This is a genomic window from Klebsiella sp. JN_Kp127, from assembly GCF_040062505.1.
Classification (GTDB): Bacteria; Pseudomonadota; Gammaproteobacteria; order Enterobacterales; family Enterobacteriaceae; genus Klebsiella; species Klebsiella quasipneumoniae.
In genome coordinates this window covers 26477-49866 of record NZ_JBEAHS010000049.1, presented here as the reverse complement: position 1 = coordinate 49866, position 23390 = coordinate 26477, and the positions used below count along the sequence as shown (strand labels likewise).

Below are 23390 nucleotides of genomic sequence, written 5' to 3'. Positions count from 1 at the left end.
CTTGCCCGGCCTGGGATCGTGCAAGCGTGGGGGGGAATCTAGCCGCCACCATAGCCCCACGCAACTTGCGACAATCCCCCCTAAGTGATAAAAGGTGCCCCTTCGCAAAAACACACAGGGGAACGACGTGAAAGACGCGTCAACGTCGTCGGATGCCGTAGAAGAGAGCGGCCCGACGCTTCATCGCGGTTTACAGAACCGACACATTCAACTTATCGCCCTTGGCGGCGCGATTGGCACCGGCCTGTTTCTCGGCATTGGTCCGGCGATTCAAATGGCTGGCCCGGCGGTCTTGCTGGGCTACGCGGTGGCCGGGATTGTCGCTTTTCTGATCATGCGCCAGCTGGGCGAGATGGTGGTGGAAGAGCCGGTATCCGGCTCCTTTGCCCACTTTGCCTACAAATACTGGGGCCCGTTCGCCGGCTTCCTGTCCGGCTGGAACTACTGGGTGATGTTCGTGCTGGTGGGAATGGCGGAGCTGACCGCCGCCGGGATCTACATGCAGTACTGGCTGCCCGACGTTCCGACCTGGATCTGGGCGGCGGCCTTCTTCCTCATTATTAACGCCGTCAACCTGGTCAACGTGCGCCTGTATGGCGAAGCGGAGTTCTGGTTCGCGCTGATAAAAGTGCTGGCGATTATCGGCATGATTGCCTTTGGCCTGTGGATGCTGTTTGGCGGCCACGGCGGCAGCAAGGCGGGTTTCGACAACCTGTGGAAGCACGGCGGTTTCTTCGCCACCGGCTGGCACGGTCTTATCCTGTCGCTGGCGGTGATCATGTTCTCCTTCGGCGGGCTGGAGCTTATCGGCATCACCGCCGCGGAAGCGCAAAATCCGGAAAAGAGCATTCCGAAAGCGGTCAACCAGGTGGTTTATCGTATCCTGCTGTTCTATATCGGTTCGCTGGTGGTGCTGCTGGCGCTCTACCCGTGGGTGGAGATCAAATCCGACAGCAGCCCGTTTGTGATGATTTTCCATCATCTCGACAGCAACCTGGTGGCGTCCGCGCTGAACTTCGTCATTCTGGTGGCTTCGCTGTCGGTGTATAACAGCGGCGTGTACTCCAACAGCCGGATGCTGTTCGGCCTGTCGGTGCAGGGCAATGCGCCGACCTTCCTCGCCCGCGTCAGCAAGCGCGGCGTACCGGTGAACTCTCTGCTGCTCTCGGGGATTATCACCTCGCTGGTGGTGGTGCTGAACTACCTGCTGCCGCATGAAGCGCTGGGACTGCTGATGGCCCTGGTGGTGGCGACGCTGCTGCTGAACTGGATCATGATCTGTATGGCGCATCTGAAGTTCCGCGCCGCCCAGCGCCGCAAAGGGCGTGAGTCGAAGTTTAAAGCGCTGCTGGCGCCCGCCAGCAACTACTTCTGCATTGCTTTCCTTGGGCTGATTCTGGCGCTGATGTGCACGATCGACGGGATGCGCCTGTCGGCGATCCTGCTGCCGGTGTGGATCCTGTTCCTGTTTATCGCCTTCAAACTGCTGCGCCGCCCGGCGTAAGCGAGATGCCCCGCCGTCCGGCGGGGCTGCCTGCCTTTTTATTGTGATCCTCTTCGCAGGTGGCGCATTTGCCTGGCGATCTTCTTTTTGTAATCGATTACTTTTGTTTTGAGCGATTTTGTAATCGATTACTTTTCTGAGGGCGAGCAACATGGTCACAACAACAGAAGGTCGGGAAAGTGTCCGCGTGAGCCACCGTTTTCTGGTGCCGCGGCTGTCGTTAATGATGTTTATGCAGTTCTTTATCTGGGGCAGCTGGTCGGTGACCCTGGGGCTGGTCATGACCCGCTATGAGATGTCATTGCTGATCGGCGATGCGTTCTCCGCCGGGCCGATCGCCTCCATCCTGTCTCCCTTTGTGCTGGGGATGCTGGTGGATCGCTTTTTCGCCTCGCAGAAGGTGATGGCGGTGATGCACCTGGCCGGGGCGGCGATCCTGTGGTTTGTCCCCCAGGCGCTGGTGGCGCAGAACGGCGCGCTGCTGATTGGCCTGCTGTTCGGCTATACGCTGTGCTACATGCCGACCCTGGCGCTGAGCAACAATATCGCCTTCCACAGCCTGGCTAACGTCGATAAAACCTTCCCGGTGGTCCGCGTGTTCGGCACCATCGGCTGGATTATCGCCGGGATCTGCATCGGGGTGACCGGCATCTCTGACACCACCGGCATCTTCACCCTGGCGGCGCTCTGTTCGGTGGCGCTGGCGATCTACAGCCTGACGCTGCCCCACACCCCGGCGCCGGCCAAAGGCATGCCGGTTCAGTTTCGCGATCTGCTGTGCGCGGACGCCTTCGCGCTGCTGAAAACGCGCCATTTCCTGATTTTCTCCCTCTGCGCCACCTTAATTTCCGTGCCGTTAGGTACCTATTACGCCTATACCGCGTCGTATCTGGCGGATGCCGGCGTTAAGGATGTCAGCACCGCGATGTCCTTCGGCCAGATGTCAGAGATCGTCTTTATGCTGGTGATCCCGCTGCTGTTCCGTCGCCTCGGGGTGAAATACATGCTGCTTATCGGCATGGCGGCGTGGTTTGTGCGCTATGCCTTTTTCGCCCTCGGCGTCAGCGAAGAGGGGCGCTTCCTGCTCTATCTCGGCATTTTGCTGCATGGCGTGTGCTATGACTTTTTCTTTGTCGTCGGCTTTATCTATACCGACCGCGTGGCGGGCGAGAAGGTCAAAGGCCAGGCGCAGAGCATGATTGTGATGTTCACCTACGGGATCGGCATGCTGCTGGGTTCGCAGATCTCCGGCGCGCTGTATAACCATCTGGTGGCCGGGCAGAGCGTGCCGCAGGCCTGGGTGACCTTCTGGTGGATCCCGGCGGTGGCCGCTGCGGTTATCGCGCTGATTTTCCTTTTCTCTTTCCAGTACAACGAGAAAGAGCCGCACTAATTTTTCAGGAGGGGGTATGAAAACGATTAAGGGACCGGGCATTTTTCTGGCGCAGTTTATCGGCCCGCAGGCGCCGTTCAACACGCTGGAGGGGGTGGCGCAGTGGGCCGCCGGCCTGGGGTACAAGGCATTGCAGATCCCCTGCAACCACCCGGCGATTTTCGATGTCGAGCGGGCGGCGGCGAGCCAGACCTACTGCGACGAGGTCAGCGGTGTCCTGGCGGAGCATGGGCTGGCGATCAGCGAGCTGTCCACCCACCTTGAAGGACAGCTGGTGGCGGTGCATCCGGCGTATGACGCAGCGTTTGACGCCTTTGCTCCGGCGGCGCTGCATGGCGATCCGCAGGCGCGCCAGCGCTGGGCGGTGGAGAAGGTCAAGCAGGCGGCGGTGGCCTCCGGTCGCCTGGGGCTGAAGGCCCATGCGACCTTTTCCGGGGCGCTGGCATGGCCCTTTTTTTATCCATGGCCGCCGCATAATCAGCCGCTTCTGGATGAGGCCTTTGCCGAGCTGGCCCGGCGCTGGCGGCCGCTGCTGGACCTCTTCGACGAGCAGGGCGTTGATGTCTGCTATGAGATCCACCCTGGCGAAGACCTGCATGATGGCGTGACCTTTGAGCGTTTTCTCGCGCGGGTGGATAACCATCCGCGCTGCAATATGCTCTATGACCCGAGCCACCTGCATCTGCAGCAGATGGACTACCTGACCTATATCGATATCTATCATTCGCGAATTAAAGCGTTTCACGTCAAGGACGCCGAATTTCGCCGCAACGGGCGCAATGGCGTCTACGGCGGCTATCAGCCCTGGCAGCAGCGGGCTGGCCGTTTCCGCTCTCCCGGCGACGGGCAGATCGACTTCAAAGGGGTGTTCAGTAAGCTGACCGAATATGATTTTGACGGCTGGGCGGTGCTGGAGTGGGAGTGCTGCCTGAAGGACGCCGAGACCGGCGCGCGCGAGGGCAGCGAGTTTATTCGTCGCCATATCATTCCCGTTGCCGGGCGGGCCTTCGATGACTTTGCCGCCGGCGGGAGGGAATAATATGATTCAGGTCGCGATTATTGGGGCAGGGTTTATTGGTCCGGCGCATCTGGAGGCGCTGCGGCGGCTGGGGGATATCGAGGTGGTGGCGCTGTGCGACAGCAGCCTTGAGGCGGCGCAGCGCAAGGCGCGTGCGCTGAATATAGCCCATGCCTACGACAGCGTGGAGGCGCTGCTGGCCCATCCGGGGCTGCAGGTGGTGCATAACTGTACGCCGAACCATCTGCATGCCCAGATTAACCGGCAGATCCTCGCCGCCGGGCTGCACGTCTTCTCCGAAAAACCGCTGTGTATGACGGCGGAGGAGGCGCGGGAGCTGGTGACGCTTGCCGCCCGGGCCGGCGTGGTGCATGGCGTCAGCTTTGTCTATCGCCAGTTCGCCATGGTCCAGCAGGCGGCGGCGATGATCCGCCATGGCGATGTCGGCAGAATCTTCGCGGCGCACGGCGGCTATTTACAGGACTGGATGCTGCTGGAGACCGACTACAACTGGCGGGTTGATTCGGCGCAGGGCGGCGCGTCGCGGACGGTGGCCGACATCGGCTCCCACTGGTGCGATACCGTGCAGTTTATGACCGGTCGGCGGATTGTCGAGGTGATGGCGGATCTGTCTATCGTCTGGCCGACGCGTAAAGCGCCAGTGAATGGCAAAGCGACCTTCAGCGCCGTTCACGAGGCGCAGGGATATGAAACCCGGCCTGTCGATACCGAGGACTTTGGCTCGGTGCTGTTGCGTTTTGACGATGGCAGCAAAGGCAGCTTTATGGTCTCTCAGGTGAGCGCTGGGCGGAAAAACCGTCTGGCGGTGGAGATTAACGGCAGCCGCTGTTCTCTGGCCTGGGATCAGGAAGTGCCCCAGCGGCTGTGGATTGGCCACCGCGAGCAGCCGGATCGGCGGCTCAGCGACGACCCCAGCCTGCTGCGGCCGGAGATCGCTGACAGCGCCCATTACCCCGGCGGCCATATTGAGGGCTGGCCGGACGCCTTTAAGAATATGATGGGCCATTTTTATCAGGCGGTGCGCGCCGGGAAGATGCCGGAGGCCGGGGCCCGGCGCTTCGCCGCTTTCGACGACGGCGCCGATGTGATGTACATCATCGAGGCGATCGTCAAAAGCCATCAGCAGCAGCGCTGGGTGAGCGTCGAACGCTGAATTCTGGCGGGGCGCAGGACGCGCGCCGCCGGGTTATTTCACCCCAAGATAGCCGTCGAGATAGGCCCCGGAGAGCTCATTGCCGAACAGGACGGCATCTTTATTTTCCATTGCATTATCCCATTTGTCGCTGGCGTTGCCGGTAAAGGCGTGCTCGGTGCGGGTGCCCTGCGCCGCCTGCTGTTTGATGGCCTCGGCGGTGCGGCGGGCGTCGCTTTCGCTCATGCCAGCGGCTTTATCCTGCTGGCCGCGGGCGTACATCGCCGTGAAGGTCGGCAGGTTTAAACGGTAATTTTCCTGACGGTTGACGGTGAAGTTGCCGCCGACAAAATCGGAGCGGTGGGCGACGAACGCATAGGCGTGGCGTTCCGGTGACGATTTTGACGAGGTGCAGCCGGTGATCGTTACCAGGGCACAGCTGAGGGCGAGAATCGCGGTGGAGAGCCTCATGGGGATATCATCCTTAATCATAAAAGCACAAATGGGGCGCAGGCGGTCTGTTGCGCCTCCTGCGCTTATAAGCATATGAAACGGCAAAAGGATGCGCGTTAACGGGGCGGGAGAGAAGCCCTGATTATTAATAGTTTCCCGAGACACCGTCTTACTGAGTCGCGCTTGCGCGCCAGGCTGGCAGGCCAACCAGAGGTCATTTATGATAGCCTGCAGGATCCACCTCTATCGCAGGAAGTGCAGGGTTTATGTCTATTCAGAAAATTGCTCGTCTGGCCGGCGTTTCGGTGGCCACGGTGTCGCGGGTGCTGAACAACAGCGATACGGTAAAAGCCAAAAACCGTGAGCGCGTGCTGCAGGCGATCAAAGAGAGCAACTATCAGCCGAACCTGCTGGCGCGACAGCTGCGAACCGCCCGCAGCAATATGATCCTGGTGATGGTCTCCAATATCGCTAACCCCTTTTGCGCCGAGGTGGTGAAAGGGATAGAAGAAGAGGCGGAAAAGAACGGCTACCGCATTCTGCTGTGTAACTCCGGGTCGGATCTGGCCCGCTCGACCTCCGGCCTGCAGCTGCTCTCCGGCAAAATGGTCGATGGCATTATCACCATGAACGCGCTCTCCAGCCTGCCGGAACTGACCACCATGATTGGCGATGCGCCCTGGGTACAGTGTGCGGAGTATGCCGACACCGGCAGCATCTCCTGCGTCGGGATTAACGACGTCGAGGCGGCCCAGGGGGCGGTGTCCCGGCTGGCCGACGGCGGCCGCCGGCGCATCGCGCTCATTAATCACGACCTCAGCTATCGCTACGCTCGTCTGCGCGAGCGCGGCTATAAAAGCGTGCTGCACGTGCACGGTCTGGCGTATCAGCAGGTAACCTACGCGCAGGATCTTAGCGCGGCGGCCGGTAAACGGGCGATGGAGCAGTTGCTGTCGCAAGACGAGAAGCCCGACGCGGTATTTGCCGTATCGGACTCCCTTGCCGCCGGGGCGCTGCGGGCGATTGACCAGGCCGGGCTGCGGGTGCCGGAGGATATCGCGGTGATCGGCTTCGACGGCACCGAGCTGGCGGAAGTGGTCTCCCCGCAGCTGACCACCGTTGAACAGCCCTCCCGGGCGATCGGCCGCACGGCGGTGGATCTGTTAATGAAACGCATCGACGATCCCGACGCCGCCGTCGAGCGGGTGATGATGGACTGGCGCGTGATCGCCCGCGCCAGCGCCTGAGGTTAGCGGGAGAAGGCCCCCGCCAGCGCGCGAATGTCGTTGCCGGTGGGCGTTTGATGAATGCGTAAGCCAAACTCCTCCACCACGGCGAAGACATGGTCGAAAATATCCGCCTGGATCCCCTCATATTCCGCCCACACCACGGTGTTGGTGAAGCAGTAGATCTCGATCGGCAAGCCGTTGGCATCCGGCGCCAGCTGGCGCACCATCAGGGTCATATCCTGGCGGATGCGCGGATGATGACGTAAATACTCCTGCAGATAGGCGCGGAAGGTGCCGACATTGGTCATTCGGCGCTCGTTGAGGACCGATTGCTCCCCGGCATACTGCTGGTTCCAGGCGCTAATCTCCTCGTGGCGCGAATCCATATAGGGTTTAAGCAACTTCGCCCGGATCAAGCGCTGCTGCTCCTGTTCATCGAGGAAATGAATGCTGGTGGTGTCGATGTTGAGGCTGCGCTTAATGCGGCGGCCGCCGGAGGCCGACATCCCGCTCCAGTTTTTAAATGAGTCGGAGACCAGCGACCAGGTCGGAATGGTGGTGATGGTGTTATCCCAGTTGCGTACCTTGACCGTGGTGAGGCCGATATCGATCACCGCGCCGTCGGCGCCGTACTTCGGCATCTCCAGCCAGTCGCCAAGCTTGAGCATATCGTTGGCCGAGAGCTGAATACCGGCCACCAGACCAAGGATCGGATCTTTAAATACCAGCATCAGTACCGCGGCCATCGCGCCGAGCCCGCTAATCAGGATCGCTGGCGACTGGCCTATCAGCAGGGAAATAATCAGGATGCCGATAATAATCGCCGTCACCAGCTTAATTCCCTGGAATATCCCCTTCAGCGGTAGCTGAGAGGCGGCGGGAAATTTCTGCGCCAGCTTTAAGATCACATCCAGCAGCGAGAAGAAGGACAGCATGGCATATATCATCACCCATAGCTGAGCCACGGTGGTTAATATTTCCGCGGCCTCGCTGCCTTTTTGCAGCCACAGCACCGCCTGCACGTTAACGATGATCCCCTGCAGGGTAAAGGCCAGTCGGTGAAAGAGTTTATTCTGCGTGATGATTTGCAACCACAGATGGCTGCTGGCCAACGCCCGTTTTTCAAAAGCGCGCAGGACCACTTTGTGCAATATCAGATGCACGACGACGGCGGTGAACAAGATAATGCCGAAGATAATCATCAGCGAGCGGGTGGGGGTTATTTCGATTCCTAAGGCGGCAATTTGCGATATTAATTCCTGCATAACGTCTCCTGAATATCCAGCGGGTATGATGACCGCTGGATAACGATTATGCAAATTACCGCCGCCGGTATTACGACGCCGCCGTCGCCGGCTGTCGGTTGAGATGATGGCGCAGCCACAGCGCGATGGCCCCCAGCAACAGCATCATGGCCACCTCGACCAGCAGAAAATCAATCAGCGCCTGCGGATAGTTTCCGCCGCCGCGGCGGGCCAGCGCCAGAAACAGCGAACCGAGGATAGCCGGCCCGAGACCGAGGGTCGCCTGCTGCAGGGTGCTGAGGATGGCGCTCCCGGCCCCGGCGTCGCTGGCGCTGATATCGCGCATGCCAATCCGGTAAAAGCTGTTAACGATCAGCGCCTGACCGTAGCCGATCAGCGCCGTGGCGGGGACCAGCGTCAGGGCGGTGGTGGCGATGCCGAAGCGGGAGAAGGTGGCGCACAGCAGCAGTAGCCCGGCGATCTGCACCGTCAGACCGGTCAACAGGATCCGCCCCATGCTGTAGCGGGCGATAAGCCGCGGGGCATACAGCGCCGAAATAAAATAGGCCACGCCGAGGGCGATAAAGCTATTGCCGGACTGCCACGGCGCCATCCCCAGCCCCTCCTGCATGGTCAGCGCCATGCAGAACATAAAGCCGGACCAGGCGCTGAAGAACAGCAGGGCGATGGCCATCCCGAAGCGGATGCTGGTCAACTGCAGCAGACGCGGCGGCAGCAGGGGATGGTCGCCGCGCTGCTGCTGGCGCAGGGCGCTCTGACGCATGGCGAACAGCAGCGGCAGGACCGCCACCAGCATCAGCTGCAGCCACAGCGGCCAGTGCAGCTCCGGACCGAGGGCCATCGGGAACAGCAGGCAGCAGAGAATGAGGGCGAGGTACAGGGTACCCTGCCAGTCAATCCGCGACGGCGTCTCACGACGGGTTTCCGGCACATAGCGGCGGCTCAGGGCCAGCACCAGCAGGCAGATCGGCACATTGATAAAAAAGGCGTTGCGCCAGCCCAGCCCGGCGATATCCGCCGATACCAGCCAGCCGCCGCCCATCTGACCGACGATAAACGCGATCCCGCCGATCCCGCCATACAGGCTGATGGCCCGGGCGTGGGCCGGGCCTTTGAGGGTGACGTGCAGGGTGGCGAGGATCTGCGGCACAATCAGCGCCGCCCCGGCGCCCTGCAGGGTGCGGGCGGCCAGCAGGGCGCTGATGCTGTTCGCCATGCCGCACAACAGGGAAGCGATGCCAAAGAGAGCGACGCCCCACATAAACAGACGACGGCGGCCATAGTTATCGCCAAGCTTACTGCCCATCGCCAGGCAGACGGCAAAGGCGACGCCGTAGAGCGCGACGATAAGCTCCAGCTGCGTGGCGCTGGCCGCCAGGGTGTGGGTGATGGCGTCCAGCGCCACATTAGTGATCGAGGTATCAATAAGCGGCAGCATCTGGCCGCCCAGCAGCAGCCACAGACCGGCGCGGCCGGGTGAAACAGCAGACGTTTTCATGGGGTTCTCCATTGCGTCATTCAGCAGACCGACGTAGCATTACCGATAAATTAAACGGGTACCAGTTCCTGTCTATACTGGTACTGGAACTACCATGCTGGAGGGGTGATGACCACGATGCCGCAACGAGAGTCGACGTTCGCCGTGCCGGACGATCGGCGCAAACAGCTGGGGGCGTTTCTGCGCGCCCGGCGTGAGAGCCTCGATCCGCAGCGCCTGGGGTTGCCCCGGGTGGGCCGCCGGCGCACGCCGGGTCTGCGCCGGGAGGAGGTGGCGATGCTCGCCGATGTCGGCGTCACCTGGTACACCTGGCTGGAGCAGGGGCGGGAGGTGAATCCGTCGGAAGCGGTGCTGGTGGGGGTAGCGAATGCCCTGCAGTGCAGCCCGCTGGAGACCCGGCACCTGTTCGTACTCGCCGGGCTGACCCCGCCGGAAGCGACCCAGGTGACGGTATGTGAAGGCATCAGCCCCGGCACCCGGCGAATGCTCGACAGCCTGATGCCGCAGCCGGCCAGTATTCAAAAACCGAACTTTGATATTGTGGCCTGGAACGACAGCTTCTGCCGCCTGATGGGCATCGATTTCGCCACCCTCCCGGAAGAAGATCGCAACTGCATTTATCTGTATCTGACCCATGAGACCTGGCGCAGCCGGATCGAAAATCGCGATGTGCTGCCGACCTTCGTCTCCTATTTCCGCGCCGCGATGGCCGAGCACCGCGGCGATCCGGCATGGGAAAACAAACTGGCGCGCTTTTTCGCCGCCTCGTCGGAGTTTGAAGCGCTGTGGCATCAGCGCTACGAGGTGCGCGGCGTGGAAAACCAGATTAAACATTTTAACCACCCGCAGCTCGGGCGATTCAGCCTGCAGCAGATGTACTGGTATTCGGCGCCGCGCAACGGTTCGCGCCTGCTGGTCTACCTGCCGATGGACGAGGCGGGCGAGCAGGCGCTGGCGTGGCTGGACCAACATTAATCACAAGGAATCAGATGGCTGGCAATGTGCCATCTTCGGGTATTGCCCGGCCGGCCGGGAACGTCTCAGCGATGTTGAGGCCGCAACACCGGCAGTTTCAGCAGCCCCAGGCCCGGCGGTGATTTGGGACCGTAGGCCGGGTCAGGCGCAGCCGCCACCCGGCAATATGACGGGTATCGAGCCTGATATCATGCCCGGCGGCGCTGCGCTTACGCGGGCCTAAGTTGCGGGGTAACAATCTGATATATAAATGGTTAGGTAGGCCGGGTCAGGCGCAACTGCCACCCGCAGAAAGGCGAGTACATTAGCGAAAACAGGTTTGTCATCAGTCTCAAGGAATGCCTATGAACGTAACCCGAAAAGAGCAGCGCATTATTCAGCGCGCGCTGAACGCCTGGCAGGCCAGCGGGGAGTTAACCCCGGCAGACAGCCAGCGGCTGGCGCAAACGCTGCGCGTCTCCCCCTTCGACTGGCGGCGTCTGAGCCGCTATGCCTTCTGGACCGCGCTGGCCTGCGTGCTGATTGCTCTGGGCAGTCTGTTCGCCGACAATGAACTGGTGGCGTGGCTGCTGAGCCTGTTCAGCCGCTCGGCGCTGACGCGGATCCTGCTGCCTGCGCTGCTGGCTGTCGCCTGCTACGCCTGGGGTTTTCGCCGCCAGCGGCGGGAAACGCAGTGGCACTACAGCACCGAGGCGATTTTGTTTCTGGGCGTTGTCTTTACCGCGGTGGCGCTATGGCAGCTTGGCGAACGGCTGGATAACGGCAGCGGCCATATCGCGCCGCTGTTTCTGGCCGGATGCGTGATTTACGGCGCTATCGGCTATGCTGCCCGCTCCGGGCTGGTGTGGCTCTTTTTCCTGCTGGCGCTGGGCAACTGGTTTGGCGCGGAAACCGGCTACGTCTCGGGGTGGGGCGCCTACTGGCTGGGCATGAACTACCCGATTCGCTTCGTCCTGTTCGGCGGCGCGCTGCTGGCGCTCTGCTACGGCGCGCAGTCCCTGCTTCGCCAGCGGCAGCTGTTTACCGTCAGCAAGGCGATGGGCCTCACGTATCTGTTTATTGCGCTGTGGATCCTGTCGATTTTCGGCAATTACGACGCTGACAGCTGGTACAACGTAAGCCAGGCGCGACTCCTGCCGTGGGGGCTGCTGTTTGCCGCGGCGGCCGGCGTCTGCATTTTTATCAGTCTGAAAACCGATGACGCAATGCTGCGCGGCTTCGGGTTAACCTTCCTGGCGATCAATCTCTATACCCGCTTCTTTGAGTTTTTCTGGAACGGGATGCACAAGGTGCTGTTTTTCCTGATCCTTGCCGTCTCGCTGGCGGTGATTGGCCGTTATGCCGAGCGCATCTGGCATGCGGGGAACGTTAAACCATGAAAAATTAAGCGCTTTTAAAGAAGTGTGGCTGGCGGCAGCGACGTCCTGCGCGAATTGTCGTATAAGCGAATTTTACGCTTTTGACAGGGGAGCGAGATGAACAAGGAGTCGATTTTTCGCCAGCTAGAACAACGGATCGCCGGGCGAGCGCTGACGGCGGAAGCGCTGGGCGAGTTTAACGCTATGGCCATCGCCGATAGCTTGAAGCAAAAACGCAGCATCATCAGCCATCATCTGAATAATCTTCATCGCGAGCAGCGGGTGGTCAAAGTGAACGGTCGCCCGGTGCTGTTTTTACCCGTTACCGTTCTGCGCGATCATCACCGGCTGGCGGTTCGGCACGGCGAATACGCCTCCATTCAGGCGCTGTGCGCGGAGCGTCAGGATAGTCTGGCGCAGCTGATTGGCGCGCAGGGCAGCCTGCAGGAAGCATTGCGCCAGTGCAAGGCTGCCATCAGCTACCCTGGCGCAGGTCTGCCGCTTCTGCTGCGCGGTCCCACCGGCACCGGGAAAAGTTTTCTAGCTCGCCAGCTCTGGCACTACGCAATAGATGAAGGTATTTTACCTGCCGATGCGCCTTTTACCGTATTTAACTGCGCCGAGTACGCGAATAATCCAGAACTACTGACCTCGAAGTTATTTGGTCATGCGAAGGGGGCCTTTACCGGCGCCGATAAAGCCGTTCCTGGTCTTATCGAGACCAGCAACGGCGGGGTGTTGTTTATCGATGAGGTTCATCGGCTGCCGCCCGAAGGTCAGGAAAAGCTGTTTCATTTTATGGATAACGGTAGCTGGCGCCGGCTGGGGGAGAGCACCGACGAGCGCAGCGCGACGGTGCGGCTAATTTTTGCTTCAACCGAGGATCTGGAAAAACACTTCCTGGCGACCTTTATTCGCCGTATTCCGGTGATTGTAAAAATTCTGCCGATCGCTGAACGCGGCCAATTCGAGCGGCTGGCGTTTATCCACCACTTTTTCCGCCGTGAAGCCCAGCGTTTGAACCACGATCTTGCGCTGGATGGCGAAATCGTCAGCCAGCTAATGCGTGAAACGCTTGAAGGAAATGTCGGTGGGCTGGAAAATTTGATTCGCAATATTTGCGCCAGCGCCTGGACATTCGGCGAACGTGATAACGGTCTTTTACACATAAAAGCGGGTTTGCTGCCCGACCGATTACTGGCGGATGCGCCTTTTTCCCTTCAGCAAAATAGCGAGCGGGTGATGATTTACCGCGATGGCGATGCGCAGCCTCTTTTTTCTGGTCGTCACCATGAATACCAACGGCTAACGGAAAATATTTGTAGCCTGTGCGAGGAGTTGGCTCAGGATAATATTAGCGTGCGGACCTTTGAAAAGCTCATTTATCAAAACGTGACGCTCTATCTCGATGCGTTGATGAATCAGGAGAGCGCGGTCTCTCTTCAGGACAAGCGGCTGCGCTTTATTGAGGATGTGGGCAAGGCGATCGCCGCCAATTACGATCTCCAGCTGAATGCCGAATTCGCCTATCTTACTGGCCGCTACCTGACCAGCCTTCCTCTGGCGCCGCGCAGCGTTGCCGAGCCCGCGCGTCTGGTGATGCAGCGCTGGCTGGAGTCCTCAGCGGGGCTGGCGCAGCGTATCGCGGGGAAACTACTGGATGTCGTCAATAACAAATACGATCTGCTCATCGATACGCTTGACCGTCTGGCGATTACCGCCATTGTCAGTAATGCTATCGATGCGACCAGCGGCGGAAAAGTGAAAGCGCTGATAATCGCCCACGGTTATTCGACCGCCAGCAGCATTGCCGGCGTTGCCAACCGCCTGATTGGCGAGAAGATCTACCAGGCCATGGATATGCCGATGGAGGTGGCGTTCAGCGACGTCAGTCGCGCCGTGGTTGATTATCTCCAGCATACGGACACGCGTGCGGGTGTGATGGTGCTTATTGATATGGGCTACACAAAGGAGATTGCCGATGCGCTTTTGTCGGTGATTAACGGCCCGCTGGTGGTGGTGGATAACGTCACGACCCGCATGGCGCTGAATGTTGCCAGCGAGATCGCGCTGGAAAAAAACATCGAACAAATCGCCGAAGAGATCGTGCCGCTTAATCAGTCGCGTTGGGATGTGTTCTGGCCCGCAGAAAAAAAAGAGCGTGCGCTGCTGGTGACCTGTATTACAGGTATCGGTACCGCATTTAAATTTAAAAATCTGATGGAGAAGAGCCTGCTCAACGATTTTGATATTAACATCATCGCCTGCGAGTATACGCGCTTAAAAAACAGTCGTACGGCGGTATCGTTGCTCCACCAGTATGAAGTTATTGCGGTCGTGGGTACCCACGACCCGCAGCTGGCCGGAGTGCCCTGGGTTGGCATTGAGGAACTACTTGGCGAGCAGGGGCATCGACATCTGAGTCAGCTCTTAAGCGGCTATCTTAATGAAAAGCAAATTGCGCTGATTAATAAAAATATGGTTCGTGAGTTTTCGCTGCATAACGTTGTCAACTCTCTGACGATACTGAATGCCGGAAAAACCATGGGTCATATCGAAACCATTATCGCTGAGTGGCAAAATACGCTTGGTTTTCATTTTAATAATAACTTAATTATCAGTTTATATGTGCATCTCAGCTGTATGATTGAGCGTCTGGTAATGCGTAATGAAATTAGCCATTATAAAGATCTTGAGCAATTTACCCGCCAGCATGGCGAATTTATTGCCATGGTCAATCACTCGTTCCAGCGCCTGAAAATACTCTATAACGTGGCGCTGCCGGTAGCGGAAATTGGCTATATTCACGATATTTTTGAATTACGTATTGAAGGTTTTAGCTGGTAATCCTCAACGCAGCCCCGGAGAATTACGCCGGGGCTGGCAGGCGGTTAGCGAATCAATATTCGACTTTCCACATATAGCGGCGGGTGGTCAGCGGGTGGTTGCGGGCGGTGGCCAGCGCCAGGTTGTAAACATCCAGTACGCAGTTGTGCAGCAGGCCGCAGAAATATTCGCGCACGCTGGCGTGCAGTGTGTCGATTCCCACCTTTTCCACGTCAATAATCTGCAGTTTTCCCTGGTAACGTTCGATAAAGCGGATCGCGCGGTCATCCAGCGGGCGGGTGCGGCCGCTGCTTTTTAATAAAATAAACGGCGTTCCCGCTTCGGTAATCTCAAAGGGGCCGTGGAAATACTCGCCGCTGTGGATGCTGGCGGAGTTAATCCACTGCATCTCCAGCAGAATACAGATGGATTCCTGATGCGCGGCGCCGAATGAGGGGCCGCTGCCCATCATGTAGATGACCTTTTCGCTCTTCCAGGCTTCGGCAAAATGGCGCGCATCCGCTTGCACCTGCTGCTGAGCGCCGCGTACCACGGATTCAAAACTGGCAAAGGCGCTGACCATCTCATCGTAATGGGCGTATCCCTCAGTTTGCGCAAGCACTTCCAGCGCCAGCCACAGGCTGTATGCCGCTTTTTGCTGCGTCGGATCGACGGTTTCGGGATAGCGCGCCCAGCAGTATTCAATAGTGTAATCGCTGTGTTCGCACAGCGGCGTGCCGGGGGTATATACCAGTCCAATAGTGGCGGCGCCTTTCTGACGCGCGATGCGGGCGGCTTCCACCGTTTCAGCGGTGTTGCCCTGCTGCGAGGCTAGGATCACTACGCTGTTTTTACCTAACGCGTTCGGCGTCGCGTGGACAAATTCATTACTGGTCACATAGCCGACGGCCAGCTTTTTCGCTTCACAATCGAGAAAATATTTCCCCGGCCAGAAACCGGTTAATGAACCACCGCAGCCGACAAACCATACCCGCTCAATGTGCTGCTTAGATAAAATATCGCGAATAATAGTATGTGCGTTTTTATGAGCTATAGACATATTGGTCTCCTTGGGATGTAACGGGTCCTCCGCTGAATAGCGGATAACTTTTACTATGCGTCAATTAATTGGGTTGTTTACTTTTCATTTTCTGGTGGAACTGCGGATCCTTCGGTATTGCGGGATCGATGCCCTTCACTGGCGGCAGTCGGGCACAAACCATTTGTAACGGAATAATATATTCAAAGATCGCAAAGTCGGGATCGTTAATAAATGCGAAGGGCATATTTTTGCCGTTATTTTCGACTTGTGGACCAATGCGATAAATATGCTGGGTCCAGCCGCCAAGTATTTCCGCCAGGCGATCCTGACGCTCATCGGGAAACGGATCGAGCATGATCAGGGTAGAGCGTTCGTCGAAGGCGTTATAGATCCCGTGGATGAACTCCTCAAATTCGTAACCGGCAACCGGACAGCGTAGCGTTTCAAGCATCTTTAGCGCACCTTCCTGAACGGTGCCAAACAGCCCTGCCGGACCGGTCAGGCGAATGTCCGCGCTGTCGATAAGCGGCCGGGCGTGATTGAGAACCCACGCCTGCGAGGCCTCAATGAGCGTCGGCAAATGATTGAACGTCCTCTCCATGCGGACGAGTAGCGCCTTGCGCTCCTCATCGCTCAGGCGCTGCTGGCGACTGGCGACGGCAAGCGCAAGCAGTATCAGGTTGAGTATGGTGCAGTGATACCCTTTGGTTTTGGCGCCGGCGCGCTCTTCTCCACAGGGGACCGTCAGGATCAAATCTGCCGCCTGGTCGATGGCAGCTGGTGCTTCCCCGGCCATGGAAGCGGTAAGGTGCCCGGCTGCCCGGGCGCGCTCCATTGCGGCGAGAGTAGAGAGGCTACCGCCTCCCTGAGAAATGCCGATGACCAGCGCTTTGTCGCTGAGGGATAGAGCCGTCTCGTCCAGCAGGAAGGGCCAGTACACATCGACCGGGATGCCGCACCACTGCTGCATAAACGACCGCGCGGTCAGCGCGCCGTGGTAAGACGTACCGGAACCGGTCAGGATGATTCGAGAGATCCCGCGATCCGCCAGCGCTTTCGCCGCTTGCCAGAGATCTTCCCGCGTCTGCGTTAGCATAGCGAGCAGGCGAGCGGGGGTTTCATTCATATAGTCTTCTACGTGCATGGGTAATATTCCTCTTTTTAAAGCAGGCCTAACGCGCTGGCCGCCATGCCAAACGCGATGGTGCCTAACAGGATCCAGTTGATGTTGACTCCCTTACGGATCAGCTTGTACATCCCAAGGGTGAAAAGCAGAGGCAGCAGAGAAGGAAGTATTTTGTCGATAAACTCCTGCGCCTTCATGGTCGTCTGCCCGGCAGTGAAGCTGAGCGGGGTGGTGATATCTATCATACTGGCGGTCATCGCGCCGACGACCATCAGGCCAACGATTGACGCGATATAGGTGACCCGATCCATGAGTCCGCTTTGGTAAATCCGCATCAGCCAGGTGGTGCCAGCCCGATAGCCGAGCTTCAGCCCATACCAGCGGCACAACAGATGCGGTAGGTTATAAACTAACAACGCCATTATCGGTCCCAGGAGGCTGCCCTGCTGGGCGAAATAAATCCCCATCCCGGCGGCAATCACCTTCAATGACCCCCAGAATATGGAGTCACCGATACCCGCCAGCGGCCCCATCAGGCTGGTTTTAATCGCGTTTATTGATTCTTCATTAAATTCCGGATTGCGCTGATTCTCCTCTTCCATAGCGATCGACAAGCCGAAGATAAAGGTGGAGAGGTGCGGCGTGGTGTTAAACAGCACCAGATGGCGCTGCAGGGCGCGCCCCAGTTCCGTCGGGTCCTGATAGATACGCTTCAGGGCCGGCGACATTGCGAAGGCGTAGCCCATATGCTGCTGGCGCTCGTAGTTCCACGAGCCCTGCAGCGTAAAGGAGCGCCAGAACACGCTGCGTAAATCCCGAGCGGTGACCCGGCTTGCGTCATCGCTTTGCGGCTGGGCGGCGCCTGACAGGGTCTGCGTCATTTCACTCATGATTAGCTCTCCTGCTGCTTAAGATTAAGAAACTGGCTGATGATAAAAGCCAACACCACGGCGAATAGCGCGATGGCGATGATATCCAGTTTGGTATATGCCGCTATCAGAAATCCCAGACCGAGGTACGGCATCAGTTTGCTGCTGAGCATCATGCTGATCAGCAGGGCGAAGCCGAGCGCCGGCAGGATCTTACTGGCGACGATCAATCCGTTGGTGATCACCGGCGGAATCGCCTCCAGGAACCAGCTTACCGCCGAAGAGCCAAGCAGGATGGCGAAAAAAACCGGTAGAAATCCGTTTAAAAAATAGAGTAGCGTCGGACCGGCGAGGTGCATCAGGCCGACCATTCGGGTATTGCCCTGTGCCGCATAGCGATCCGCCAGATGACCGAAGCGGGCGTTCACCACGCGCACCAGGATGCCCAGCGTCTGCGCCAGCATTGAAACAGGAATGGCGATGGTGAGCGCAGCCTCCGGACCGCGGCCGGACATGATCGAAAACGCGGTCGCCAGTACGGAGCCGGTCACGATATCTGGCGGGTGCGCGGCGCCGATGGCGACGTTGCCGAGGAAAATAAGCTCCAGCGTAGCGCCAATCAGAATCCCCTCATGCAGATTGCCGCAGACCAGACCGGTGAGGGCGCACATCACCAGCGGCCGGTCGATCATCGATACCCCAAGCAGGCGGCCATCGAGGATCCCCAGGGCGGCAATCAGTCCGAGTAACGTTGCGGTGAGCAACATAGTGACCTCCGAAGTTAAAGTTGGTCGTTAAGGAGTTCAGCCGAGTGGGCGGGTACCTGACGCATCTCCAGCCGAATGCCTTTTTCTTTTAGCGCTCTGCTATGGGCGATTTCCTCTTCGGTCAGATAGATGGCCTTGCCGAATTGCCTTGCCCCTTCCTTCTGTGGCAGACCGCCGTAATTAATTGCGCTAATTCCCGGGACTTTTTCTACCAGCGCGAGGGTTTCAGCAGTATTGCCAAGGACCACCATGACTTTTTTATGATCCAACTTGCCGCCGTTAAGCTTTTCCGCCGCCTGTTCAACGGTGGCGATGTCCAGCGTGACGCCCGCCGGCTTGGCCAGGTTAAGCGACATCGTAATGAAGGCATCCGCCGCGGCTTTGGCGTTAGCGACGATGATATGATCGATATCCAGCGCTCGGGTCCAGGCAAAAACCACCTGGCCGTGCAGCAGCCGATAATCAATGCGCACGAGTTTAATCATGAGATTCTCCCTGTGGGTCAGAGGATGGTTGTGTTAGTAGAGGGTTGATGAAAACAATGGATTCACGCGCCGCGCTGGTGGCGTAGACAATCGCGGCCTCGGTAGTGGCTTCTTCGCACAGCAGAAACTCCAGCAGCAGAGTCAGATTGATGCCGGCGACCACGAAAACGTTACGATGACGCATCAAGACGCTCACGGCGCTATTGTTGATACTGCCGCCAAGCAGGTCGGTAAAGATCACCACTTCATCACCATTCGCCTGGACGATGAGATGCTCCAGGGTTTGCTCCAGCTGTTCGGTGGTCACGATATCTTCGTCATAGGCGCAGACCGGGATAACGCCATGTTCGTCGCCAATCAGCAGCGACAAACTGTTCACCAGTCCGCGAGCAAAATGGCCGTGGCTGGCCACATAGATATGTTTCACCCGGTTTCTCCTTCATCCAGATAGCGGTATCTGTTAAGAGCAAAGGGCGTGCCAGAAATAAAAAATATTATTTATCAATTAATTAAAGCGGCTGGTTCACACTAAAGGCGTTATTCCTGGCACAAGCGGGCTTATTAGCGCCAGAAACCTGGCACAAACGGCAGAAAAAGAAGGGGAAAGAGTGGGGGAAGAAAGTCCCGGGCGAGACGCTGCTGCGCCATGGCCCGGGCGTTCCCGGCAGAAGGGAATTAAATCTCGGTAATCGTCGTCGACTGCGGCAGACGCGACTTCGGCAGGGAGGCGTTAAAGTCTTCAACGCTATGATGGCCGACCGGGACCACCACCAGGCTGGTGTAGCCCTGGGCTTTCAGGTCAAATTCCTCATCGAGGATCGCAAAATCAACCCCTTCAATCGGCACGGCGTCGAGACCCATCGCCGCTACGCCCAGCAGGAAATTGCCGACGTTGAGATACACCTGCTTCGCCATCCACTGATCGTCATCCTTCAGCTCTTTGCGGTGCATATCGGCAAAGAAAGTGCGACCCTTGTGGTTAGCGGCTTTTGCGTCCGGGGTGGCGAAACGGCCATCGGCCTCTTCCTGATCCACGACGCGCTGCAGCCAAGCGTCGTCCATCGCGGTTTTCGCGCAGAACACCACCACGTGCGAGGCGTCGAGAATTTTACGTTCGTTGAACACGTAGGTACCGCTGGCGGCTTTCGCCACGCGGGCTTTCCCTTCATCGGTGCTGGCGACGATAAAGTGCCACGGCTGGGAGTTGGTGCTAGACGGGCTGTACTGCAGCAGCGTTTTCAGCTGTTCCGCTTCCCCGGCAGTCAGCTTTTTCGTGGCGTCAAAGGCCTTGGTGGAATAGCGCTTCAAAGCGACCGATACGATATCCATAACTCTTCCTCACAGTTTACAGCACCTTACCGGTGCGTTCAGGAGAGGAAGAGTACAGCGAAGATCGCCAAATGATAAGGGTGAAAAATGCGATAACACTTATCGCGTTTGGCTGAAAATCAGCGCGGACGCAGGCGCTGCTGGGCCTTTTTGCTCAGCTTGTTCACCACCTGATGCCATGAGTCGTCAATCAGCTCGGCCAGCAGATCCTCGCTGATATCGTCCCCCGGCACCACCGTGATCCAGTGTTTCTTGTTCATATGGTAGCCCGGTTCGATACTGCGATAAATTTCCTGATTGAGCAGCGACTTCTGCGGCTCGGCCTTGAGGTTGACCAGCGCCCGGCCGCGAATGGTCATGGTGATCATAAAGATGCGGCCGTCGACCTTAAACACGTCGTACTCCGGCCCAAAGGGCCAGCAGTGCTCGGTAAACGGGTAGGTCAGGGCGATACGGTGGGCGCAGGGGTGCAGCGTTTCCGGCGTCATTTGGCGTCCGCCTCATGCAGGGCGTTCCACATGGCTTCAAAACCGAGGGCGATAATCTCCCGGGCGCGCTGCGGATCGTGGCTGGCGAATTCGATAGTGGTTTCCGCCAGCGACAGAAACAGGGCATCGCCAAAGGCGCGATACGCTTCGCTGAGGAATATCTCTTTCACCGACAGCTGGCACATTTCGTTGAGCTCCGGAAAACTCTCTTTCACCTGGCGGCGGGTTTCGTCCGTGATGCGCTCGCTGAGCGCCATCCGGCGGATCGCCTTGTGCTCCATCGGGTTGCGCACGCCCCAGTCGATATAGCTGTTCCAGATATTGCGCGCGTTCTCTTTCGGGCGCTTTTCGTCCGGATCCAGCCCGGCGATCATCATCCGCACCAGGCGCAGCTTAATGGCGAGGTACAGTTCGTTGAGCAACTCATCCTTGGTGGCGAAATAGCGAAACAGCGTCCCCTCGGCAACCCCGGCGCTGCGGGCGATGGCCGACGTCGAGGCGGCGATGCCGGACTGGGCGAAAGCCGCGGCGGCAGCTTCCAGTAACGCTTGCTTTTTATCTTCACTCTTTGGACGAGCCACTACATTTTTCCTCACGCAGGTTTAAACAAACCGCCGATCTTTGCACGTCTGACCAGGTCGCTGCAACGGCGGAACGCAAAAATTGAAAATCGTCTTGACGACTTTCATCACATTCCTAATAATGAGTGCGTACTCACTCATAATCAAGTTATATCATAAAGCCTCCGGGATGGGGGCTTTTGTCTGGTCAGGATATGAACCGTGTCACTTTCAGCGTGGTCGCCATCATGTTACTCGCAGCAGCAACGACATTGCCGTTTGTCCTCAATGCCGGTTTTGGTAAGGCGCCGCAGGGGGCACAGCTTAGCCAGGTGGAAGCGTCTCCCCACTACCGGGACGGCCAGTTCCATAACCAACTGCCCACGCCGGGATTCACCGGGCAGAAAAATATGCTGGCGGCGTGGTGGGATTTTTTGATGACCAAACGGGAAAACGCCCGTCCCGCGCAGCCGCTGCCGCTGGTGAAAACCGATCTGGCGACGCTGCCCCTCGGGCAGGACGTAATGGTCTGGCTCGGCCACTCTTCCTGGTATCTGCAGCTGGCGGGAAAACGCATCCTGATCGACCCGGTGTTCAGCGATTACGCGGCGCCGTTCTCCTTTATCAATAAAGCCTTCCCCGGCGATTATCCGTGGCGAGCGGAAGGGATGCCGGCGATCGATCTGCTGATCGTCTCCCACGATCACTACGACCATCTGGATTACGCCACCATCCGCGCTCTGCTGCCGAAAATTAAGCGGGTCATTACGCCGCTGGGGGTTGGGTCGCACCTGCGCTACTGGGGAATGGACGGGGCGCTGATTACCGAAGCGGACTGGCAGCAGGCGATTCCGGTTAGCGATGAGCTCAGCGTCCACGTCCTGCCGGCGCGGCACTTTTCCGGCCGTGGGCTGAAGCGCAACCAGACGCTGTGGGCCAGTTTTCTGTTCGTTACCCCGCAGCAAAAGATTTATTACAGCGGCGACAGCGGGTATGGGCCGCACTTTAAAGCGATAGGCGATGAGTTCGGTCCGATCGATCTGGCGATCATGGAGAACGGACAGTATGACCAGGACTGGAAATATATCCACATGATGCCGGATGAAACGGCTCAGGCTGCTGACGACCTGCGCGCTCGCGCGGTGCTGCCTGGGCATGCAGGACGATTCGTTTTGGCGAAACACAGCTGGGATGAACCGTATCAACGGCTGGCGGCTGCCAGCGAAGGAAGGGCCTGGCGTCTGCTGACGCCTGTGCAGGGCGAGCCGGTGTGGGTCGCCGATAAGACGCAATCATTTAACGCCTGGTGGCGCTAAGCGCCAGTGCAGCATCAGAGGAGAGAGCATATGACGATTTCCGCTCAGGTGATTGACACTATCGTCGAGTGGATTGATGACAACCTGCATCAACCGCTGCGTATTGATGATATCGCTCGCCATGCCGGGTATTCGAAATGGCATCTGCAACGGCTGTTTTTACAGTATAAAGGGGAGAGCCTGGGGCGCTATATACGCGAAAGGAAGCTGCTGCTGGCCGCCCGCGATCTGCGCGACACCGATCAGCGGGTCTACGATATCTGCCTGAAGTATGGCTTCGATTCACAACAGACCTTTACCCGCGTCTTCACCCGGACCTTCAATCTGCCGCCGGGCGCCTACCGTAAAGAGAACCACAGCCGCGCCCACTGAGGCGCGCCCTTCCTGATTTAGCGTTCGAGGGAAAACCAGCGACGCCACACCCAGCGCAGCACCAGATACTCAATGGCGCCCAGCGCCAGGAACCACAGACAAAACAGCACGGTTTAAAGCTGGTTGAGATCCATCATATGGAATGTCTCAACCAGCTTTTGCGCCAGCGTCAGGCCCAGCGACGGCGCGGGCAACAGCAGACAGGAGAGCAGGGCCAGCAGTAAGATCCCGGCGGCGGAGAGGAGCGTTTCCAGCGGATGTTTCATGTCATGTTAATCATCAGTTAAAAAACATATTGTCCGGCAAAATAACACCTAACGCAATATGCTTTGTATTTTACTCGCCTTAATGCGCCTCTTTTTAA

Annotated in this window: 22 protein-coding genes and 1 pseudogene; 10 read left to right on the top strand and 13 right to left on the bottom strand. The window is 58.4% G+C overall.

The window, feature by feature from the left end; genetic code table 11:
• The first annotated feature begins 127 nt into the window (after positions 1-127).
• From pheP to ABLV04_RS18725, 4 genes are all read left to right on the top strand, one after another.
• Positions 128-1504, top strand: coding sequence for a phenylalanine transporter (gene pheP / locus ABLV04_RS18740; protein ID WP_023288717.1), 1377 nt, complete (start codon positions 128-130; stop codon positions 1502-1504).
• Between the two features lie 187 nt (positions 1505-1691).
• Positions 1692-2897, top strand: a complete 1206-nt coding sequence (locus ABLV04_RS18735) for an MFS transporter (RefSeq protein ID WP_348816039.1) — start codon at positions 1692-1694, stop codon at positions 2895-2897.
• A 16-nt stretch (positions 2898-2913) separates the two neighbouring features.
• Complete coding sequence (locus ABLV04_RS18730; RefSeq protein ID WP_023288719.1) at positions 2914-3936, top strand: sugar phosphate isomerase/epimerase; 1023 nt, start codon at positions 2914-2916, stop codon at positions 3934-3936.
• A gap of 1 nt (position 3937) precedes the next feature.
• Entirely contained in the window at positions 3938-5089 is a 1152-nt protein-coding gene (locus ABLV04_RS18725; RefSeq protein ID WP_060589580.1) for a Gfo/Idh/MocA family oxidoreductase, read from the top strand.
• Between the two features lie 33 nt (positions 5090-5122).
• Here ABLV04_RS18725 and ABLV04_RS18720 read toward each other — a convergent pair whose 3' ends face one another.
• The gene (locus tag ABLV04_RS18720; RefSeq protein ID WP_023288721.1) at positions 5123-5539 is read right to left on the bottom strand and encodes an Exc2 family lipoprotein; all 417 of its coding nucleotides are present in this window, start codon (positions 5537-5539) and stop codon (positions 5123-5125) included.
• A gap of 248 nt (positions 5540-5787) precedes the next feature.
• Here ABLV04_RS18720 and ABLV04_RS18715 point away from each other — a divergent pair, with 248 nt between their 5' ends.
• Complete coding sequence (locus ABLV04_RS18715; RefSeq protein ID WP_017900840.1) at positions 5788-6768, top strand: LacI family DNA-binding transcriptional regulator; 981 nt, start codon at positions 5788-5790, stop codon at positions 6766-6768.
• A 2-nt stretch (positions 6769-6770) separates the two neighbouring features.
• Here ABLV04_RS18715 and ABLV04_RS18710 read toward each other — a convergent pair whose 3' ends face one another.
• A complete protein-coding gene (locus ABLV04_RS18710) occupies positions 6771-8015 on the bottom strand; it encodes a mechanosensitive ion channel family protein (RefSeq protein ID WP_004202471.1) in 1245 nt (414 codons plus the stop codon).
• 70 nt (positions 8016-8085) lie between these two features.
• On the bottom strand, positions 8086-9513 hold the full coding sequence (locus tag ABLV04_RS18705; protein WP_048296961.1) for an MFS transporter: 1428 nt from the start codon (positions 9511-9513) through the stop codon (positions 8086-8088).
• A gap of 108 nt (positions 9514-9621) precedes the next feature.
• Here ABLV04_RS18705 and ABLV04_RS18700 point away from each other — a divergent pair, with 108 nt between their 5' ends.
• From ABLV04_RS18700 to ABLV04_RS18690, 3 genes are all read left to right on the top strand, one after another.
• Entirely contained in the window at positions 9622-10488 is an 867-nt protein-coding gene (locus ABLV04_RS18700; RefSeq protein ID WP_023288725.1) for a helix-turn-helix transcriptional regulator, read from the top strand.
• A gap of 344 nt (positions 10489-10832) precedes the next feature.
• Positions 10833-11867 carry a DUF2157 domain-containing protein gene (locus ABLV04_RS18695; protein WP_044521467.1) on the top strand — a complete coding sequence of 345 codons (1035 nt, stop codon included), beginning with the start codon at positions 10833-10835 and terminating at the stop codon, positions 11865-11867.
• A 96-nt stretch (positions 11868-11963) separates the two neighbouring features.
• Positions 11964-14693, top strand: coding sequence for a sigma-54-dependent transcriptional regulator (locus ABLV04_RS18690; RefSeq protein ID WP_262963038.1), 2730 nt, complete (start codon positions 11964-11966; stop codon positions 14691-14693).
• Between the two features lie 52 nt (positions 14694-14745).
• Here the strand turns inward: ABLV04_RS18690 and ABLV04_RS18685 are convergent, their stop codons facing one another.
• From ABLV04_RS18685 to ABLV04_RS18645, 9 genes are all read right to left on the bottom strand, one after another.
• Positions 14746-15732 (bottom strand): SIS domain-containing protein, encoded by a 987-nt coding sequence (locus ABLV04_RS18685; protein WP_004202478.1) that lies wholly within the window; start codon positions 15730-15732, stop codon positions 14746-14748.
• Between the two features lie 64 nt (positions 15733-15796).
• Entirely contained in the window at positions 15797-16858 is a 1062-nt protein-coding gene (locus ABLV04_RS18680; RefSeq protein ID WP_044521474.1) for an SIS domain-containing protein, read from the bottom strand.
• A 17-nt stretch (positions 16859-16875) separates the two neighbouring features.
• Positions 16876-17730, bottom strand: coding sequence for a PTS system mannose/fructose/sorbose family transporter subunit IID (locus ABLV04_RS18675; protein ID WP_004099982.1), 855 nt, complete (start codon positions 17728-17730; stop codon positions 16876-16878).
• A 2-nt stretch (positions 17731-17732) separates the two neighbouring features.
• Entirely contained in the window at positions 17733-18476 is a 744-nt protein-coding gene (locus tag ABLV04_RS18670; protein ID WP_004183295.1) for a PTS mannose/fructose/sorbose/N-acetylgalactosamine transporter subunit IIC, read from the bottom strand.
• A gap of 14 nt (positions 18477-18490) precedes the next feature.
• Positions 18491-18961, bottom strand: coding sequence for a PTS sugar transporter subunit IIB (locus tag ABLV04_RS18665; protein ID WP_023288730.1), 471 nt, complete (start codon positions 18959-18961; stop codon positions 18491-18493).
• Complete coding sequence (locus ABLV04_RS18660; RefSeq protein WP_004099989.1) at positions 18954-19388, bottom strand: PTS sugar transporter subunit IIA; 435 nt, start codon at positions 19386-19388, stop codon at positions 18954-18956. Before ABLV04_RS18660 ends, ABLV04_RS18665 begins: the two co-directional genes overlap by 8 nt.
• 248 nt (positions 19389-19636) lie before the next feature.
• On the bottom strand, positions 19637-20290 hold the full coding sequence (gene nfsB / locus ABLV04_RS18655; protein WP_023288731.1) for an oxygen-insensitive NAD(P)H nitroreductase: 654 nt from the start codon (positions 20288-20290) through the stop codon (positions 19637-19639).
• Between the two features lie 119 nt (positions 20291-20409).
• The gene (locus ABLV04_RS18650; protein ID WP_004202487.1) at positions 20410-20778 is read right to left on the bottom strand and encodes an MmcQ/YjbR family DNA-binding protein; all 369 of its coding nucleotides are present in this window, start codon (positions 20776-20778) and stop codon (positions 20410-20412) included.
• Positions 20775-21359: a TetR/AcrR family transcriptional regulator gene (locus tag ABLV04_RS18645; protein ID WP_023288732.1), complete on the bottom strand. Its 585-nt coding sequence runs from the start codon at positions 21357-21359 to the stop codon at positions 20775-20777. Before ABLV04_RS18645 ends, ABLV04_RS18650 begins: the two co-directional genes overlap by 4 nt.
• Positions 21360-21538: 179 nt before the next feature.
• Between ABLV04_RS18645 and ABLV04_RS18640 the strand changes: the two genes are divergently transcribed.
• Both ABLV04_RS18640 and ABLV04_RS18635 read left to right on the top strand, forming a co-directional pair.
• Positions 21539-22654 carry an MBL fold metallo-hydrolase gene (locus ABLV04_RS18640; protein WP_165453652.1) on the top strand — a complete coding sequence of 372 codons (1116 nt, stop codon included), beginning with the start codon at positions 21539-21541 and terminating at the stop codon, positions 22652-22654.
• A 30-nt stretch (positions 22655-22684) separates the two neighbouring features.
• Positions 22685-23026 carry a RamA family antibiotic efflux transcriptional regulator gene (locus ABLV04_RS18635; RefSeq protein ID WP_004202492.1) on the top strand — a complete coding sequence of 114 codons (342 nt, stop codon included), beginning with the start codon at positions 22685-22687 and terminating at the stop codon, positions 23024-23026.
• Positions 23027-23043: 17 nt separating this feature from the next.
• On the opposite strand, the pseudogene ABLV04_RS18630 reads toward ABLV04_RS18635, so the two are convergent.
• Positions 23044-23292 (bottom strand): annotated as a pseudogene (locus tag ABLV04_RS18630) (DUF1158 domain-containing protein).
• Positions 23293-23390 lie beyond the last annotated feature (98 nt).